A 15,051-nucleotide genomic window follows, 5' to 3' on the forward strand; every position below is an offset into this window, starting at 1 on the left:
TCAGCCATAAAGCCTTGCGATCAGGCGCGGCGGCACGCCGACGAACCAAAGCGAGAGGCAGGCAAGATTGCGCAGCGGCCGGCGCAGATAGCCATCGCGCCGGTAGCGCACCGCGCTCGTCAGGGCGCGAACACCGAGGATCGACAGGCGGGCGCGTCCGATGCGGCGGATCAGGTCGACATCCTCCATCAGCGGAAAGGGGCGATAGCCGCCGAGCGCGTCATGGAGCTTGCGCGAGATCAGCAGGCCCTGATCGCCATAGGGCAGCGCCAGCGCACGACAGCGCCAGCCAACGATGCGTTCGAGCCGGCGCGCGGCGGGCGTATCGTCATCGAGCGCGAAGGTGAAGGCAGCGGCGCGGCCCTCGCCCTGCGTCGCGATGAAGTCCCGAGCCGCCTGCATCCAGCCATCCTCCAGAAGCGTGTCGGCATGGAGGAAGAGCAGCCAGTCGCCACTCGCTGCCTTTGCGCCCCGGGCGAGCTGTTGGCCGCGTCCGGCGGGTCCCGAGACGACCGACGCTCCGGCGGCTCGCGCCTGCGCGACCGTGCCATCGCGTGAGCCGCCGTCGCTGACGATGATCTCGGCGACGAGGCCGTCCGAGCGAGCGGCGTCGAACTGGGCGATGGCTGCGGGCATACAGGCTGCGACGTTCAGCACCGGGATGACCACGCTGATGGTCGCGGCAAGAGCCATCAGCGCCTGATAGGTTTGCTCGGCAACACCACGTCATCCCGGACGCAGCGAAGCGGAGATCCGGGATCCATCGTAGAGTACCGTCGCGTCCTTTGATGGATCCCGGATCGGCGCGGCTGCGCCGCTTGTCCGGGATGACCCGGTGTTTCCGGGCAAAAAAACCCCCGCACGCCCTCAGCGCACATAGCGCTTTTCCCACTCCGCCGTGATCCGCGTCATCCAGGAGGGGTGCGGCTCGGGCAGCACTGTTCCGAGTTCGGCATTGGTCGGCAGGGCTGGAACGCCTTCGGGCCGGGCGAATAGCGCACGGCTGGCGGCGGGCACCTTGTCGAGGTCGAGCACCGTGAAATTGCCCATGTTGCGCGGATCCTGCGCACGGCCTTGCGTCGCCGGCTCGAGCAGGAAATTCGAGACCACCATGGCCGCCTCGGCATTGGCGGCGTTGTAGGGGATCGCGACGAAGGAGGTGTTGCCGATCGTGCCACGCTTCAGCACGAAGACGCGCGCGCTTTCGGGAAGCTGCCGGTTGGCGATGCCGGTCGCGGCGTCGGCGGGGCTGAAGGAGATGTAGAAGTCGATCTCGCCATCGACGAAGAGCTGGCGCTGCGCCGGCCCAGTTTCGGGGAACTCCTTGCCCTGACGCCAGAGATTGGGACGCAGCGCGTCGTACCAGGCCCAGAGCGGCATCGTCATCGTGGCGAAAACAGCGTCGTCGGCCGGCCCGTCGAGGATTTCGGGATTGGGCGCGAGTTCGTAGAGCGCCTGCTTCAGGAAGGTCGAACCGAGAAAGTTGCGGACATTGGGATGGGTCAGCCGGCCCGGATTGGCCTTGCTCCAGCCGATCATGTCCTGCGTCGAGGACGGCAGGGCGGCGCGGGCGTTGCGCGCGCTGTCATAGACATAGACCACCTGCGCCATGCGCCAGGGCGTAGCCAGCCCGTCGACCGGCACGGTGAAGTCGACGACGTTGGAACGCTTTTTGGTGGTGTCGACCAGCGGCCAGTTCGGCAGCGCCTCGACATAGGGGCCATAAAGCAATTTCTGCTGCTTCATCGCCAGGAAATTGGGGCCATTGATCCAGATCAGGTCGACGCTGCCACCCGTCTCGCGGCCGGCCTGCTTCTCGGCAACGACGCGAGTCACAGCCTCGGCGGTGTCGCGCAGGCGGACATGGTTGATCGTGACACCATAGGCCTTCTTCACCTCCTCGCCCGCCCAGGCGATGAAGCTGTTGGTGCGTTCGTCACCGGCCCATGCGTTGAAATAGACCGTCTGGCCGCGCGCCTTCTCGATGATCTTCGGCCAATCGGCGGCGACGACGGATTTGCCCTGGGCGAAGGCAGGTCCTGCCATGCCGGCTACGGCGGCCCCGGCTGCGAGGCGCAGCGTGTCGCGACGGGTGATCATGGGCAGGCTCCCGGACAAGAAACACTATCAGGCAAAGGCGTCGTCATTCCGGGCGTAGCGAAGCGAAGACCCGGAATCCATCGTAAGGCGATACTGTGCTCTGTGATGGATTCCGGATCGGCGCCGCTGACGCGGCTTGTCCGGAATGACGGCGCTGAGGAATCTGCGCTCATCGGAGACCTGCGGAAAAGCTTCACTCCGCCGCTATCCGGCGTCGGCCACCAGCCAGCCGCTCCTCGCGGATGCGGGCGATGACAGGCCCGAGCACCTCCTCGTGGAACTTGTCGCAGCCGATGCAGAGATTGCGGTATTCGCCGCCCCGTGGCTGCACCGTCTGCGATTTCGCGATGTAGGTGTCGAGGTTCCAGCCGTGCTGGAGGCCCATGCGCTCGGGGTGACCGGAGTTGATCGCCTCGTAGACGGGATGGCCGACGAGCGAATCGAGGATGCCTTCCAGCGGCTCCTCGGTCAGGTTTCCGATCGGCAGCTTCGTCTTCATGCAGCAGGGATAGATGTCCCCGGCCGCGTCGATCGCGACCTCCGAGCCGGAATAGCGGTGGTTCAGGAAGTTCAGGCCACCGGACCAGCGATTGCAGAAATTATCGGACATGGTCGCGGTCGAGAGCCCGTTCTTCCAGGCCCGCCCGCGCGGCCAGAGCCGGCCGATCCAGGCATCTGGCGTCGCGCCGAAGAAGGAGAACAGCGGCCCGTCCTCCTCATGCCAGCGCCGCGTCTGGTGCTGCATCCCCGAGCGCTTCGCGCCGGCGGCCTCGAACCACTGGATCAGCCGCGCCTGCAGGGGATCGCGCTTGGCGCCCTCCATGCCGACATGGAAATCGTCCATGCCGGCGACCGAAATCATCCACACGCCGCGCGCGACCAGCTCATGGATGATCTTTTCGGTGACGAGATCGCCCGTGGTCTGGACCACGACATTGACGCCGCCACGCCCCGAATAGCGGTCCCGCAGCGCTTCCAGCAATGGATAGAGCGCGGGCTCGCGGATGGCGTCGATCAGCACCTCGCCGCCCGAGAGGATGATGCGGCCGCGCCGCTCCTGCCAGCCGCCGCCTGCGATCGGCTGCTCCAGATCGAGATAGGTCATGCGCTCGGGCAGGTTTTCGAGCACGCGCGGCCAGTTCTGCATCGTCTGGCCGACGACATCGCCCAGCGCATTGCGGACATAGGGACGGAACTTGTCCTCGTAGCAATGCACGCATTTGCGGTGGCAGGCCCAGGTGATCGACCAGTAGATGGATTCCATGCCGGCTCCGTCGCAGCGTTCGGCCCAGGTTGTGATAGCCGACCAAAGCACTCGCAAGAGTGATACCGCATCACAGCATGAGCGGAGACCGCGAGGCTACGCTCTCACGCGATCGTTATGCCCGCGGCGCGACCATGGCCGCGAATTCGCGGGCAAGTTCGGCGACGTCGAAACGGCCGGAACGGTACCAATCGGTCGAGCCGTTCAGCGCGCCGAGCAGAAAATAGCGCAACGTCTCGGGGGAGCGTTCCGGCGACAAAACGCCGGCTTGCTGCGCTTCGGCGATGAGGCCGCGCCAGACCTCCTCATAGGCGCGCCTCACCTGCCGCACGCTCTCGGGCGCAGGCACTTCGCCGAAGCTGAAGGCCTTGATGCTGGCGCAGGTGTAGTCGCCATGGCCGTGCAGTGCGGTGAGATGGGCGCGGATCGCCGCTTCCAGTCGCTCGCGAGCCGGCCTGCCCAGGCTTTGCGTCAAGGCGTTCGAGACCGCGTCGTGCACGAAGCGCACACCGTCATTGGCGACCGCCTCGACGATCTCCTCCTTCGACGCGAAATGGTAATACAGGCTCGCCTTAGCGATGCCGACGGCCTCGGCGATCTCGCGCAACGTCGTCTGGTGATAGCCGCCGGAGCGCAGCAGGCGGGCAGCGGTGTCGAGGATCAGCCGGCGGGAGCCCGACGCGGCGGATTCGCGCGTCCTTCTTTCGACCGTCACCGTCATCGCGTGTCGTCCCGGACAAGCGGCAAAGCCGCGCCGATCCGGGACCCATTCCGGAACGCTTCCCGGAGATGTTCAGGAATGGGTCCCGGGTCTCCGCTGCGCTGCGCCCGGAACGACAACGCAGGTTGGAAAAGGGTAGAACGACCACTCACAGCCGCTTGGCGACCTCTTCCAGCATCACCTCGGTCGCGCCGCCGCCGATCGACTGGACGCGGGCGTCGCGGGTCATGCGCTCGATCGTGCTCTCGCGCATGAAGCCCATGCCGCCATGAAACTGCAGGCAGGCATACATCACCTCGTTGACCAGTTCGCCGCAGTACGCCTTGACCATCGAGACCTCGCGGGTGGCGTCGAACCCCTGCGCGTCGAGATAGGCCGCGTGGTAGACGAGCTGGCGCCCGGCCTCGACCTTGCCGGCAAGCGTCGCGAGCTTCTGGCGGATGACCTGCTTGTCCCAGAGCGGCGCGCCGAAGGCTTTTCGCGTCTTCACATAGTCCAGCGTCAGATCGATCGCGGCCTGCGCCTCGCCGATCGCCATCGCGCCGATCACCGTGCGCTCGTTCTGGAAATTGCTCATGATCGCGTAGAAGCCGCGGCCCTCCTGGCCGAGGATGTTCTCGGCGGGAATACGGCAGTCCTCGAAGACGAGTTCGGCGGTGTCCGACGAACGCCAGCCATGCTTGTCGAGCGCGCGCGAGACCCTGAACCCCGGCGTGCCCTTCTCGACCAGGAAGATCGAAACCGATTGCGAGGGTTTTGCCGAGAGATCGGTCTTGGCGGCGACGCAGTAGAGATCGGCATGGACGCCGTTTGTGATGAACATCTTCGCGCCGTTCAGCACATAGGAATCACCCTCGCGCCGGGCCGTGGTGCGGATACCTTTCACGTCCGAGCCGGCATCAGGCTCGGTGACGGCAACCGCGACGATCTTCTCGCCGGCGATGATGTCCGGCATGAACCTGTCGCGCTGAGCCTGGCTGCCGGCGTTCGCAATGTGGACCGAGGCCATGTCGGTGTGGACCAGCGCCGTGACGGCGACGCCCGAAAAGGTCGAACGGCCGAGTTCCTCGGCCAGCACCACAGTCGCCATCGTGTCCATCTCCGAGCCGCCATATTCGGAGGGGTAACGGATGCCGAAAAAGCCGAGCGAACCCATGCGCTTCAGCACCTCGCGCGGGACGAAGCCCTGCTCCTCCCAGGCCAGCGCATGCGGCTTGATCTCGCTCTCGACGAAGCGGCGGACCTGGTCGCGCAACGCCTCGTGCTCCTCGGTGAAATAGGGCGAGCGGCGGGGAGCTTCGCCCGAACCCGATTTCGCGACTGCCGACATGGTGTTCTCCCACGCTTGACCCAGGCGGCTCAATCCGCCTACCTAACGGACGGTAGGCGAATTTCCTGGCGCGTTCAACCCGTCATTGCGAGCGCAGCGAAGCAATCCAGAGGGTCGCGCTCGACGGCCTCCTGGATTGCTTCGTCGGCTACGCCTCCTGGCAATGACGGTTGGTGACGGGATGACGAGGCAAGCGAGATGACCGAAACGGCAAAAGCGACAACGGCCACCCCTCCCCCGCTCGCCGCCATGCTCGACACCCTGCGCGAGCGTCATGCTTTGGTCGCCGCCGGTGGCGGCGAAAGGATGCGCGCGCGCCACGAGCAGCGTTCCAAGATCATGGTGCGCGAGCGCATCGACCTGCTGCTCGATCCGCAGACGCCGTTTCTGGAACTGTCGCCGCTGGCTGCCTGGGGGCTCTATGCCAACGAGGTTCCCGGCGCCGGCATCGTCACCGGCATCGGCATGGTGCAGGGCCGGGCCTGCATGCTGATCGCCAACGACGCGACGGTGAAGGGCGGCTCGTTCTTCGCCGAGACCGTTCGCAAGCATCTGCGCGCGCAGGAGATCGCCGAGCAGCACCGCCTGCCCTGCCTCTATCTCGTCGATTGCGGCGGGGCCTTCCTGCCCGAGCAGGACCGCGTCTTTCCCGACCGCGACCATTTCGGCGGCTCTTTCTACAACCAGTGCCGGATGTCGGCGGCCGGCATCCCGCAGCTCTCCATCGTCTTCGGCGGGGCGACGGCGGGCGGGGCCTATATCCCGGCGCTGTCGGACGAGGTCATCATGGTCAAGGGCACCGGCCGCATCCATCTCGGCGGCCCGCCGATCGTGAAAGCGGCGATCCACGAAATCGTCGATGGCGAGACGCTGGGCGGGGCAGAAATGCACACGCAGGTCTCGGGCGTCGCCGACCATATGGTGCTGACCGAGATGGAGGGGCTGGCGAAACTCCGAGAGATCGTCGGCTCGCTCGGCGATGCCGGTCTGCTGAAGGAGCCACCGCATACGCCGGCTCCGCCGAAGCTCGACCCGGCCGATCTGGTCGATCTCGTGCCGACCGATCTGCGCCGGCCCTATGATGTCCGCGAGGTGATCGCCCGGATCGTCGACGACAGCGCCTTCAACGCCTTCAAGCCCGATTACGGCGCGACGCTGGTAACCGGCTTTGCGCGCATCCACGGCCATCCGGTTGGCATCATCGCCAATAACGGCGTGCTGTTCTCGGAGGCCGCCGTTAAGGGGGCGCATTTCATCGAACTCTGCGACCAGCGCCAGATCCCGCTGCTGTTCCTGCAGAACATCACCGGCTTCATGGTCGGCACCGAGGCCGAGCGCGGCGGCATCGCCAAGCACTCGGCCAAGCTGGTCTACGCGGTCTCGAATGCGCGGGTGCCGAAATACACCGTGCTGATCGGCGGATCGTATGGCGCCGGCAATTACGGCATGTGCGGGAGGGGCTTCCAGCCACGTTTCCTGTTCTCCTGGCCCAATGCGCGCATCGCCACGATGAGCCCGGAGGTGGCGGCGAACGTCGTGACCGAGCTGCGCCGGCAGTCTCTGAAGGGAGCGGCCGACGAGGCGGCCATCGCCGAACTCGACGCCCGGACGCGCGCCCAGTTCGAGGAGCAAAGCGACCCCTATTACGCCACCGCGCGGCTCTGGGACGACGGCATCATCGAGCCGGCGCAGACGCGCGACGTGCTCGGCCTGTGCCTGTCGCTGGCAGCGGGCGAGGCGCGCGATACGAGCCCGCGCCCCGTGTACCGGATGTGACCAGAACCATGTTCGACACCATCCTGATCGCCAATCGCGGCGAGATCGCCTGCCGCATCATCGAGACCTGCCGCAAGCTCGGTATCCGCTCCGTTGCAGTCCATTCCGACGCCGATGCGCAGGCGCTGCACGTTCGGCTGGCCGACATCGCCGTTCACATCGGCCCCGCGCCGGCCCGCGACAGCTATCTGCGCGCCGACAAGATCATCGCCGCCGCGCTCGCCACCGGCGCGCAGGCGATCCATCCCGGCTACGGCTTCCTCTCCGAGCGGCTCGACCTGATCGCTGCCTGCGAGGCGAACGGCATCGTTTTCATCGGGCCGTCCGCCGCCGCAATCGACGCGATGGGCGACAAGATCCGCTCCAAGCAGATCGCGCGCGACGCCGGCGTGCCCGGCGTGCCCGGTTATGACGGCGCCGATCAATCACCGGAGGTGCTGCGCGCGGAAGCCCTGCGGGTCGGACTGCCGGTGATGGTCAAGGCTTCGGCCGGCGGCGGCGGCAAGGGCATCCGCAAGGTCGAGGTCGAGGCCGATCTCGACGGCGCGATCGTGGCCGCAAGCCGCGAGGCTCAAGCAGCCTTCGGCGACGGCCGGCTGCTGATCGAGAAATTCGTGACCCGCCCTCGCCATGTCGAGGTCCAGGTCGCCGGCGACCGGCACGGCAACATCGTCCATCTGTTCGAGCGCGACTGCTCGGTGCAGCGCTCCAACCAGAAGCTGCTGGAGGAAGCCCCCGCGCCGAACCTGCGCGATGAGACGCGCGCGGCCCTGCACGACTACGCCATCAGGCTCTCGCGGGCGATCTCCTACGACAATCTCGGCACGGTCGAGTTCCTGGTCGATGCGGCGTCGGAGGCCGTGTTCTTCCTCGAAATGAACACGCGGCTGCAGGTCGAGCATCCGGTCACCGAAGCGATCACCGGGCTCGATCTCGTCGAATGGCAGATCAGGATCGCGGCGGGCGAACCGCTTCCGCTGCGCCAGGAGCAGATCACCTGCTCGGGCCACGCGATCGAGGCCCGTCTCACCGCCGAGCGCGCGGATGAGGGTTTTCGCCCCGATACCGGCACGATCGCGCTCTGGCGCGAACCTGCCGGCGTGCGCGTCGACAGCGGCGTTGCGGCCGGCTCCGAGGTCTCGACGCACTACGATTCCCTGCTCGCCAAGGTGATCGCGCATGGCCCCGATCGCGCGGCCGCGCTGCGCAGGCTCGCCGACGGGCTGGAGCGCCTGACCGTCCTTGGTCCCGGCACGATCAGGCCGTTTCTGGTGGATGCACTGCGTCAGCCGGCCTTCGCCGCCGGCAAGGCCACCACGCTGTTTCTCGGCGAGACATGGCCGGGCGGCTGGCAGCCTGAGCCCATCGACGAGGCTGCGCGCGATGCGGTCGCGGCCGCGATCTGGCTGACCGCGCGCAAGCCGGCCGGCTCCGCCGGGCCATGGAGCACGCTCGCCGGCTTCCGGCTGCTCGCACCGGCCGGCCGACCGGCCATGACGCATCTCTCGCTTGCAGCGGGCGGCGAGACCACCCGGATCGCCGTCGAGACGCATTCCGGTTTCCTGCGCGTGACGGGTCCGGGCGGGCAGCACGATGTCACTGCCCGCGTGGCCGGACCGGATTGCTGGACGGTCACTTTTGATGGGGCGAGCGCGCGCATCGACGCAGTCTGCGATGCGGCCGGCGTCTTCCTGCGCCATGGCGGTTTCGAGGGCCGGGTCGCGATCATGCTTGCGGTCGATGCGGCCGCCGCCGCGCGCGGCGCGGGGGCCGAGACCGGCGACAGCGTGCGCGCGGTCATGCCGGGCACGCTGGTCTCGCTGCATGTCGCGGAAGGCGACAGGGTCGAGGCCGGTCAGGTCGTCGCGGTGCTGGAATCGATGAAGCTGTTCATGGAGCTGAAAAGCCCCGCGACCGGCACGGTCAGGCGGCTCGGTGCAAAAGCCGGCGCAACGGTCGCCGCCGGCGAGATGCTGATCGCGATCGAGCCTGACTGACGGCCGGGGGCCAACGCTTCAGTAGGCGATGCGCGCCACGGCGCGCAATTCGTCGGGCGTCGTCGTCGGAAAGCCGAAGAATTCGAGATAGGCCGGAATCTGCTCGAACAGCATGTCCGTGCCGATCTGGTAGGCGCATCCGCGTGCCCGGACGGCCGCGAGAAACGGCGTGATCTCCTGCGTCATCACGACTTCGCCGACGAAGGTCGAGGGCGCGACTCGGTCGGCATCCATCGGCAGCGGGTCGCCCTCCTTCATGCCGAGCGGCGTGGCGTTGACGACGACATCGTAGCCGGCCGGATCGTTGGAGCCGATGGAGACGGCCAGCGCCGGATAATGCGCCCGCAGGCGTTCGCCGAGCCCCTCCGCCAGCGGTGGATAAGCATCAAACAGCGCCAGTTCGGCAACGCCGGCTTTGGCAAGCGAGGCAGCGATCGCCGAGCCGACGCCGCCCGCCCCGACCACGAGAACGCGCGCGCCCGTGAGCGTCCGGCCGTTGCGCAGCACGCCCCGGACGAAGCCCTCGCCATCGAACATGTCGCCGACGAGCGCCCCATCGCGCCCCAGCCGCACCGCATTGCAGGAGCCGGCGATCCGGGCTGTCGTCATGACCTCGTCGAGCAGCGCGATCGTCGTAACCTTGTGCGGCATGGTGACGAGCGCGCCGTGGATGTTGGAGAGCCTGAAGACGAGCTTCAGGAAGGCGGCGTAGTCCTCAGCCTTGCAGCCCATCGGCACGACGATGGCGTCGATGCCGTGGGTCTCGAAATAGGGGTTGTAGATCATCGGCGCCTTGAACGACGTGGTCGGATAGCCGAGATGGGCGATGAGCTTCGTCGTGCCGCGAATCATGGCGGAGATGCTTTCGGAATGTCGGCGCGTGTCAGGGACCGACCGCGACGGTCGCGCCCGAGCGGGCGCTGGCCAGGATCGCGTCGAGCGTCAGGGCGATATCGATGGATTGCCGCGGCGTCGCGCCGGTCCAGGCTTGCGGGCCATGAGCCACCATGCGCTGGAAGGATTCGGCCTCGGCCAGGAAACCGTTGCCGGGCGCGACCTCGACGATCTCCGGCGTGGTCGCGACGGTGGCGCCCCGTCTCAAAGTGAGGATCGGCGCGCCGCCCATCGGCGGGTGGTTGAGATAGGTCGTCTCGATCGTGCCTGCATCGCCGGCGATCAGCGCATGGCGATGAAAGGCCGTGGCGAAGCTGCACGAAATCTGGGCCAGCGCTCCGCCGGGAAATTCGAGCGTCGCGGCCACGGTCGTGTCGACGCCTGTCTCGCTCCAGCGGGCGGTGGCGCTGACGCGCTCCGGACGCTCCCTGGCTGCAAGCAGCGCGAAGCTGACCGCATAGCTGCCGGCATCGAGCAAAGCACCGCCACCGACCTCGGGCTTCAGGCGGATATTGGACTTGTCGGAGAAGGCGACGCCGAAACTGGAGCGGATCAGCTGGACCTTGCCGATCGCGCCCTCCGCCAGCAATTCGGCGAGCTTCAGGGTCTGCGGCTGAGCCCGGTAGGGATAGGCCTCGACGAGATGGCGACCACAGCGCTCGGCGGCGGCGAACATGGCGCGGACCTCGGTGGCATTCATCGCCAGAGGCTTCTCGCAGAGCACATGTTTGCCGGCTTCGAGCGCGCGGATCGACCATTCGGCATGCAGCGAGTTCGGCAGCGGATTGTAGATCGCGTCGATTTCGGGGTCCGCAAGCAGGGCCTCGTAGGAACCGAAAGCGCGGGGAATGCCGCATTCGCCAGCGAAGGCCTTCGCCTTGTCCTCGCCCCGGCTGGCGATCGCCGCCACGGTGACGATCCGCGATGGAGCGACGCCGCTGGTGAAGGCGCGCGCGATATTGGCGGCTCCAAGGATGCCGAGACGCAGCGGTTGCATGTGCGGATCGTTCATGGCGGGGCCCTGTTCCCAATTAATGTTGGCGCAGGATTTCGCCGAGGAACTGCTTGGTGCGGGCATGCGTCGGGTTGCTGAAGAAGACCTCGGGCGGCGCTTCCTCCACGATCTCGCCTGATGCCATGAAGATGACGCGGTCGGCGACCTGCCGGGCAAAACCCATTTCGTGGGTGACGCAGATCATGGTCATGCCCTCCTGCGCCAGCGCGACCATGGTGTCGAGCACCTCCTTGACCATCTCGGGGTCGAGCGCCGAGGTCGGCTCGTCGAACAGCATGACCTTGGGACCCATGCAGAGCGCGCGCGCGATGGCGACGCGCTGCTGCTGGCCGCCCGAAAGCTGGGCCGGATATTTCCCCGCCTGCTCCAGAATCTTCACGCGGTCGAGCAGGCGGCGCGCCGTCTCCTCGGCTTGCGCCTTGGTTTTTTTAAGCGTGCGCATCGGCGCCAGCGTGCAGTTCTCCAGCACGGTCAGATGCGGGAACAGGTTGAAGTTCTGGAACACCATGCCGACCTCGCGCCGGATGGCGTCGATGGTAGCCCTGTTCTCGTCAAGCGTGATCCCTTCGACGCGGATCGCACCCTTCTGATAGGCCTCAAGATGATTGATGCAGCGGATCAGGGTCGATTTGCCCGATCCCGACGGACCGCACAGCACGATCTTCTCACCCGATCTCACCGTGAGGTTGATGTCGGTCAGGGCCTGGAACTCGCCATACCATTTGTCGACGTGCTCCATGGCGATCATGGGCGTGTCCGGGCTCGCGACTGGGCTGGTCATGGTCTGGGTTCCGGTCATGGCGTGAGCGTTGCCATCCTCAACGGGACGCCGTGGCGAGGCGGCGTTCGAGCCCCGCGCCGTAGAGCGAAAGCGGCCAGCACATGGCGAAGTAGAGAATCCCGACGATCCCGAAGACGGTCAGCGGCTGAAAAATCTGGTTCGAGATGATGTTTCCGGCGCGCGCGAGTTCGGTGAAGCCGACGATCGCCGCAAGCGAGGTGCCCTTGATCAGCTGCACGAGGAAGCCGATCGTCGCCGGCAGGGAGATGCGAAGCGCCTGCGGCAGGATGACATCCTTCATCCGCGAGGCGTAGTCCAGGCTCAGCGCATTGGCGGCCTCGGTCTGGCCGCGCGGCACGGCCTCGATCGCACCACGCCAGATCTCGCCGAGATAGGCGCTGGCATGCAGCGTGAAGCCGATGGAGACCGCGACCCAGGCGTCGAGCTTCAGGCCCACCAGCGCCAGTCCGTAATAGACCACGAAAAGCTGCATCAGCAGGGGCGTGCCCTGGAAGATGGCGATGTAGCCCTTCGTGACGCGCTCCAGCGCGCCGATGCCCGAGGTCCGCGCCAGCGCCACGGCAAGGCCTGCGACTCCGCCCCCGGCAAAGCCGATCGCCGACAGTGCGACCGTCCATTTCAGGCCGACGAGGAGGAAGAGGAATTCGTTGAGACCCATGACGCCCTCCCCTCACTTGACCGGATAGCTGAGATAGCGCTTCGAAATCAGCCCGAAGACGCTCATCAGCATCCAGGACATGACGAGATAGAACAGCGTCACCACGCCATAGACCTCGAAGCTGCGGAAGCTGTCGGATTCGATGCGCTGGGCCACCGAGGTCAGTTCATAGGCCGCGATCGCCGAGGCGATGCTCGTCGTCAGCGTCAGCAGCACGAACTGGCTGGTCAGCGAGGGGTAGATCGCCCGCAGGGCCGGCTTCAGCACGATCAGCCGGAACACCTGCGCCTTGTGCAGCCCGAGCGCGAGCCCCGCCTCGACCTGGCCCTTGCCGATCGACTGCACGCCGCCGCGGATAATCTCGATGGCGTAGGCTCCGCCATTGATGCCGAGCGCGATGATGGCGGTCGGCGTCGGATCGAGGCGCAGGCCCGCAAGCGGCAGCGCGAAATAGATGAAGAAGATCTGCACCAGGAAAGGCGTGTTGCGGATGATCTCGACGAAAGCCATCACCAGCCAGCGCACCGGCCGGATCGGCGAGTCGCGCAGCATCACGCCGCCGATGCCGATGATGATCGCCAGCACCATGCCGCCGACCGCAAGGCCGATCGTGCCGAGGCAGGCCGCGAGCAGGCTGGGCAGTCCGTCGATGACGGGCGTGAAATCGAGCGTGTAGTTCACGGCGTTTTCCCTGGAGCGGCCGACCTTCTGAACGGGTCGATCCGGGCGTCTTGATCTCTGTCGCGGCGTCTCTGGACGGACGCTTTTGCTGTGGTCGCACGCGTTTGTGCCTGCGCGGCACAGCACATTCGATCAGCCTGCGCTTGTCAATTGTACGAAATGGTTCAATTGGTCAAGCGAAATGAACCGTCCGGTCCATTTACAGCGCCATGCGGCGCGTTAGGGTGCCGGCGAGACAAAAAGGTGCGGCATGGCTCGAATGGTGACGGCCCCGGCGCGCAGCGCCAGGCGCGGCAGGGCGGCAAGCTGGACGCAGGATCCAGAAGGCGTGCGCCGCGACATCCTCGCGGTGGCGCGCGCCGAATTCGTCGAGAACGGCCTGAGCGGCGCGCGCGTTGACGAGATCGCCGCCAAGACCTCCAACAGCAAGCGGATGATCTACTATTATTTCGGCGACAAGGAGGGGCTCTACCGGGCCGTGCTGGAGGAGGCCTATGCCCGCATCCGCACCTTCGAGCGCAGCCTCGACCTTGCGGCCCTGCCGCCGCGCGAGGCGATCGCGACGCTGACCGGCTTCACCTTCGACTACCACGCCGACAACCCCGATTTCGTCCGCCTCGTGATGATCGAGAACATCCATCACGGCCGCCATCTCGCAAGCTCGGCCAGGATCGGCGACCTCAACCTCTCGGCGATCGGCATGATCGCCGAAATCTACGCGCGCGGGCTGGCGGAGGCTGTGTTTCGCAGGGGTCTCGACCCGACCGACATCCATCTGACGATCAGCGCGCTGAGCTTCTACAACGTCTCCAATCAGGCCAGCATCCGGCAGGTCTTCGGCCACGACATGGCGGCGCCGCAAGCCCGCGAGCGCCGCCGCCTCAGCGCGATCGACACCATCCTGCGAACGATGTGCGTCTGACGGATATCGTCCGCGCGCTACACCCGATTTGATACCCGTGCGCGGAGCGGTATGTTCACCGACCTCCACTCAGGCACAGATCGTCGGCGCAGCCATGGAACTCCCGCAGAACCACTTCAAACGCGCCATCGCCGAGGGCCGCCAGCAGATCGGCCTGTGGTCGAGCCTGCCCGGGAGCTACGCGGCCGAGGCCGTCGCCGGATCGGGCTTCGACTGGCTGCTGCTCGACACCGAACATTCGCCGGGCGACCCGCTGACCGTGCTGGCACAGTTGCAGGCGGTCGCGCCCTACCCCGTCTCGGCCGTGGTGCGCCCGGCCAGCAACGACGCCGTGCTGATCAAGCGCCTGCTCGATTTCGGCGCGCAGACGCTGCTGATCCCTTATGTCCAGAATGCCGGCGAGGCGCGCGCCGCCGTCGCGGCGATGCAATATCCGCCGGCGGGCATCAGGGGCGTTTCGGGCGTGACACGCGCGACGCGTTTCGGCCGCGTCGCCGATTACGGCAGGCGCGCGCATGAGGAGCTCTGCCTGCTCGTGCAGATCGAAACAGGCGAGGCGCTCGATCAGTTGGAGGCGATCGCCACCGTCGAGGGCGTGGACGGCGTGTTCATCGGACCAGCCGATCTCGCCGCCAGCCTCGGTTATGTCGGGCAACCCGGCCATCCCGAGGTGAAAGCGCTGATCGAAAAGGCGATCGGCCGGATCAGGGCCTGCGGCAAGCCCGCCGGCATCCTGACGCCCGACAACGCTTTCGCGCAGCGCTGCATCGAGATAGGCACCGTCTTTACGGCAGTCGGCGTCGACGCCGCCATGCTGGTCAAGGCAACGGAGGCGCTGGCGCAGCAGTTCGGCCGGGGCTGAACCGCCGCGCATTCACATTGGGGCCAGCA

14 protein-coding genes are annotated in these 15,051 nt (G+C 66.6%); 4 read left to right on the top strand and 10 right to left on the bottom strand.

Annotated elements, in window-relative coordinates; all coding sequences use genetic code 11:
- The 5 genes from AC1DZY_RS06655 to AC1DZY_RS06675 all read right to left on the bottom strand — a co-directional run bounded on the left by AC1DZY_RS06655 (nt 1) and on the right by AC1DZY_RS06675 (nt 5,415).
- Entirely contained in the window at nt 1-693 is a 693-nt protein-coding gene (locus tag AC1DZY_RS06655; protein WP_476819302.1) for a TIGR04283 family arsenosugar biosynthesis glycosyltransferase, read from the bottom strand.
- Between the two features lie 174 nt (nt 694-867).
- Nucleotides 868-2,100 (bottom strand): ABC transporter substrate-binding protein, encoded by a 1,233-nt coding sequence (locus AC1DZY_RS06660; protein ID WP_476819303.1) that lies wholly within the window; start codon nt 2,098-2,100, stop codon nt 868-870.
- Between the two features lie 193 nt (nt 2,101-2,293).
- Entirely contained in the window at nt 2,294-3,364 is a 1,071-nt protein-coding gene (locus AC1DZY_RS06665) for an SPASM domain-containing protein (protein WP_476819304.1), read from the bottom strand.
- 115 nt (nt 3,365-3,479) lie between these two features.
- A complete protein-coding gene (locus AC1DZY_RS06670) occupies nt 3,480-4,085 on the bottom strand; it encodes a TetR/AcrR family transcriptional regulator (RefSeq protein ID WP_476819305.1) in 606 nt (201 codons plus the stop codon).
- 148 nt (nt 4,086-4,233) lie between these two features.
- Entirely contained in the window at nt 4,234-5,415 is a 1,182-nt protein-coding gene (locus AC1DZY_RS06675; protein WP_476819306.1) for an acyl-CoA dehydrogenase family protein, read from the bottom strand.
- A gap of 198 nt (nt 5,416-5,613) precedes the next feature.
- Here AC1DZY_RS06675 and AC1DZY_RS06680 point away from each other — a divergent pair, with 198 nt between their 5' ends.
- Entirely contained in the window at nt 5,614-7,191 is a 1,578-nt protein-coding gene (locus AC1DZY_RS06680) for an acyl-CoA carboxylase subunit beta (RefSeq protein WP_476819307.1), read from the top strand.
- A gap of 8 nt (nt 7,192-7,199) precedes the next feature.
- Nucleotides 7,200-9,188, top strand: a complete 1,989-nt coding sequence (locus tag AC1DZY_RS06685) for an acetyl/propionyl/methylcrotonyl-CoA carboxylase subunit alpha (RefSeq protein ID WP_476819308.1) — start codon at nt 7,200-7,202, stop codon at nt 9,186-9,188.
- Nucleotides 9,189-9,206: 18 nt separating this feature from the next.
- Here AC1DZY_RS06685 and AC1DZY_RS06690 read toward each other — a convergent pair whose 3' ends face one another.
- From AC1DZY_RS06690 to AC1DZY_RS06710, 5 genes are all read right to left on the bottom strand, one after another.
- Nucleotides 9,207-10,040 (bottom strand): shikimate dehydrogenase family protein, encoded by an 834-nt coding sequence (locus AC1DZY_RS06690; protein WP_476819309.1) that lies wholly within the window; start codon nt 10,038-10,040, stop codon nt 9,207-9,209.
- Nucleotides 10,041-10,071: 31 nt separating this feature from the next.
- Nucleotides 10,072-11,079 (bottom strand): Gfo/Idh/MocA family protein, encoded by a 1,008-nt coding sequence (locus AC1DZY_RS06695; protein ID WP_476819310.1) that lies wholly within the window; start codon nt 11,077-11,079, stop codon nt 10,072-10,074.
- Between the two features lie 34 nt (nt 11,080-11,113).
- Nucleotides 11,114-11,845 (bottom strand): amino acid ABC transporter ATP-binding protein, encoded by a 732-nt coding sequence (locus AC1DZY_RS06700; RefSeq protein ID WP_476819460.1) that lies wholly within the window; start codon nt 11,843-11,845, stop codon nt 11,114-11,116.
- Between the two features lie 70 nt (nt 11,846-11,915).
- The gene (locus tag AC1DZY_RS06705; protein WP_476819311.1) at nt 11,916-12,557 is read right to left on the bottom strand and encodes an amino acid ABC transporter permease; all 642 of its coding nucleotides are present in this window, start codon (nt 12,555-12,557) and stop codon (nt 11,916-11,918) included.
- 12 nt (nt 12,558-12,569) lie between these two features.
- A complete protein-coding gene (locus tag AC1DZY_RS06710; RefSeq protein WP_476819312.1) occupies nt 12,570-13,238 on the bottom strand; it encodes an amino acid ABC transporter permease in 669 nt (222 codons plus the stop codon).
- A 259-nt stretch (nt 13,239-13,497) separates the two neighbouring features.
- Here AC1DZY_RS06710 and AC1DZY_RS06715 point away from each other — a divergent pair, with 259 nt between their 5' ends.
- Nucleotides 13,498-14,160: a TetR/AcrR family transcriptional regulator gene (locus AC1DZY_RS06715; protein WP_476819313.1), complete on the top strand. Its 663-nt coding sequence runs from the start codon at nt 13,498-13,500 to the stop codon at nt 14,158-14,160.
- A gap of 94 nt (nt 14,161-14,254) precedes the next feature.
- Nucleotides 14,255-15,022 carry a 4-hydroxy-2-oxoheptanedioate aldolase gene (hpaI, locus tag AC1DZY_RS06720; protein ID WP_476819314.1) on the top strand — a complete coding sequence of 256 codons (768 nt, stop codon included), beginning with the start codon at nt 14,255-14,257 and terminating at the stop codon, nt 15,020-15,022.
- Nucleotides 15,023-15,051 lie beyond the last annotated feature (29 nt).

This window comes from Allobosea sp. P2_A10, from assembly GCF_056405115.1.

What these genes read in the sequence shown, in the direction of transcription:
- AC1DZY_RS06655 (WP_476819302.1), bottom strand. Translation starts at nt 693, where the DNA reads ATGGCTCTTGCCGCGACCATCAGCGTGGTCATCCCGGTGCTGAACGTC.
- AC1DZY_RS06660 (WP_476819303.1), bottom strand. Translation starts at nt 2,100, where the DNA reads ATGATCACCCGTCGCGACACGCTGCGCCTCGCAGCCGGGGCCGCCGTA.
- AC1DZY_RS06665 (WP_476819304.1), bottom strand. Translation starts at nt 3,364, where the DNA reads ATGGAATCCATCTACTGGTCGATCACCTGGGCCTGCCACCGCAAATGC.
- AC1DZY_RS06670 (WP_476819305.1), bottom strand. Translation starts at nt 4,085, where the DNA reads ATGACGGTGACGGTCGAAAGAAGGACGCGCGAATCCGCCGCGTCGGGC.
- AC1DZY_RS06675 (WP_476819306.1), bottom strand. Translation starts at nt 5,415, where the DNA reads ATGTCGGCAGTCGCGAAATCGGGTTCGGGCGAAGCTCCCCGCCGCTCG.
- AC1DZY_RS06680 (WP_476819307.1), top strand. Translation starts at nt 5,614, where the DNA reads ATGACCGAAACGGCAAAAGCGACAACGGCCACCCCTCCCCCGCTCGCC.
- AC1DZY_RS06685 (WP_476819308.1), top strand. Translation starts at nt 7,200, where the DNA reads ATGTTCGACACCATCCTGATCGCCAATCGCGGCGAGATCGCCTGCCGC.
- AC1DZY_RS06690 (WP_476819309.1), bottom strand. Translation starts at nt 10,040, where the DNA reads ATGATTCGCGGCACGACGAAGCTCATCGCCCATCTCGGCTATCCGACC.
- AC1DZY_RS06695 (WP_476819310.1), bottom strand. Translation starts at nt 11,079, where the DNA reads ATGCAACCGCTGCGTCTCGGCATCCTTGGAGCCGCCAATATCGCGCGC.
- AC1DZY_RS06700 (WP_476819460.1), bottom strand. Translation starts at nt 11,845, where the DNA reads ATGATCGCCATGGAGCACGTCGACAAATGGTATGGCGAGTTCCAGGCC.
- AC1DZY_RS06705 (WP_476819311.1), bottom strand. Translation starts at nt 12,557, where the DNA reads ATGGGTCTCAACGAATTCCTCTTCCTCCTCGTCGGCCTGAAATGGACG.
- AC1DZY_RS06715 (WP_476819313.1), top strand. Translation starts at nt 13,498, where the DNA reads ATGGTGACGGCCCCGGCGCGCAGCGCCAGGCGCGGCAGGGCGGCAAGC.
- hpaI (WP_476819314.1), top strand. Translation starts at nt 14,255, where the DNA reads ATGGAACTCCCGCAGAACCACTTCAAACGCGCCATCGCCGAGGGCCGC.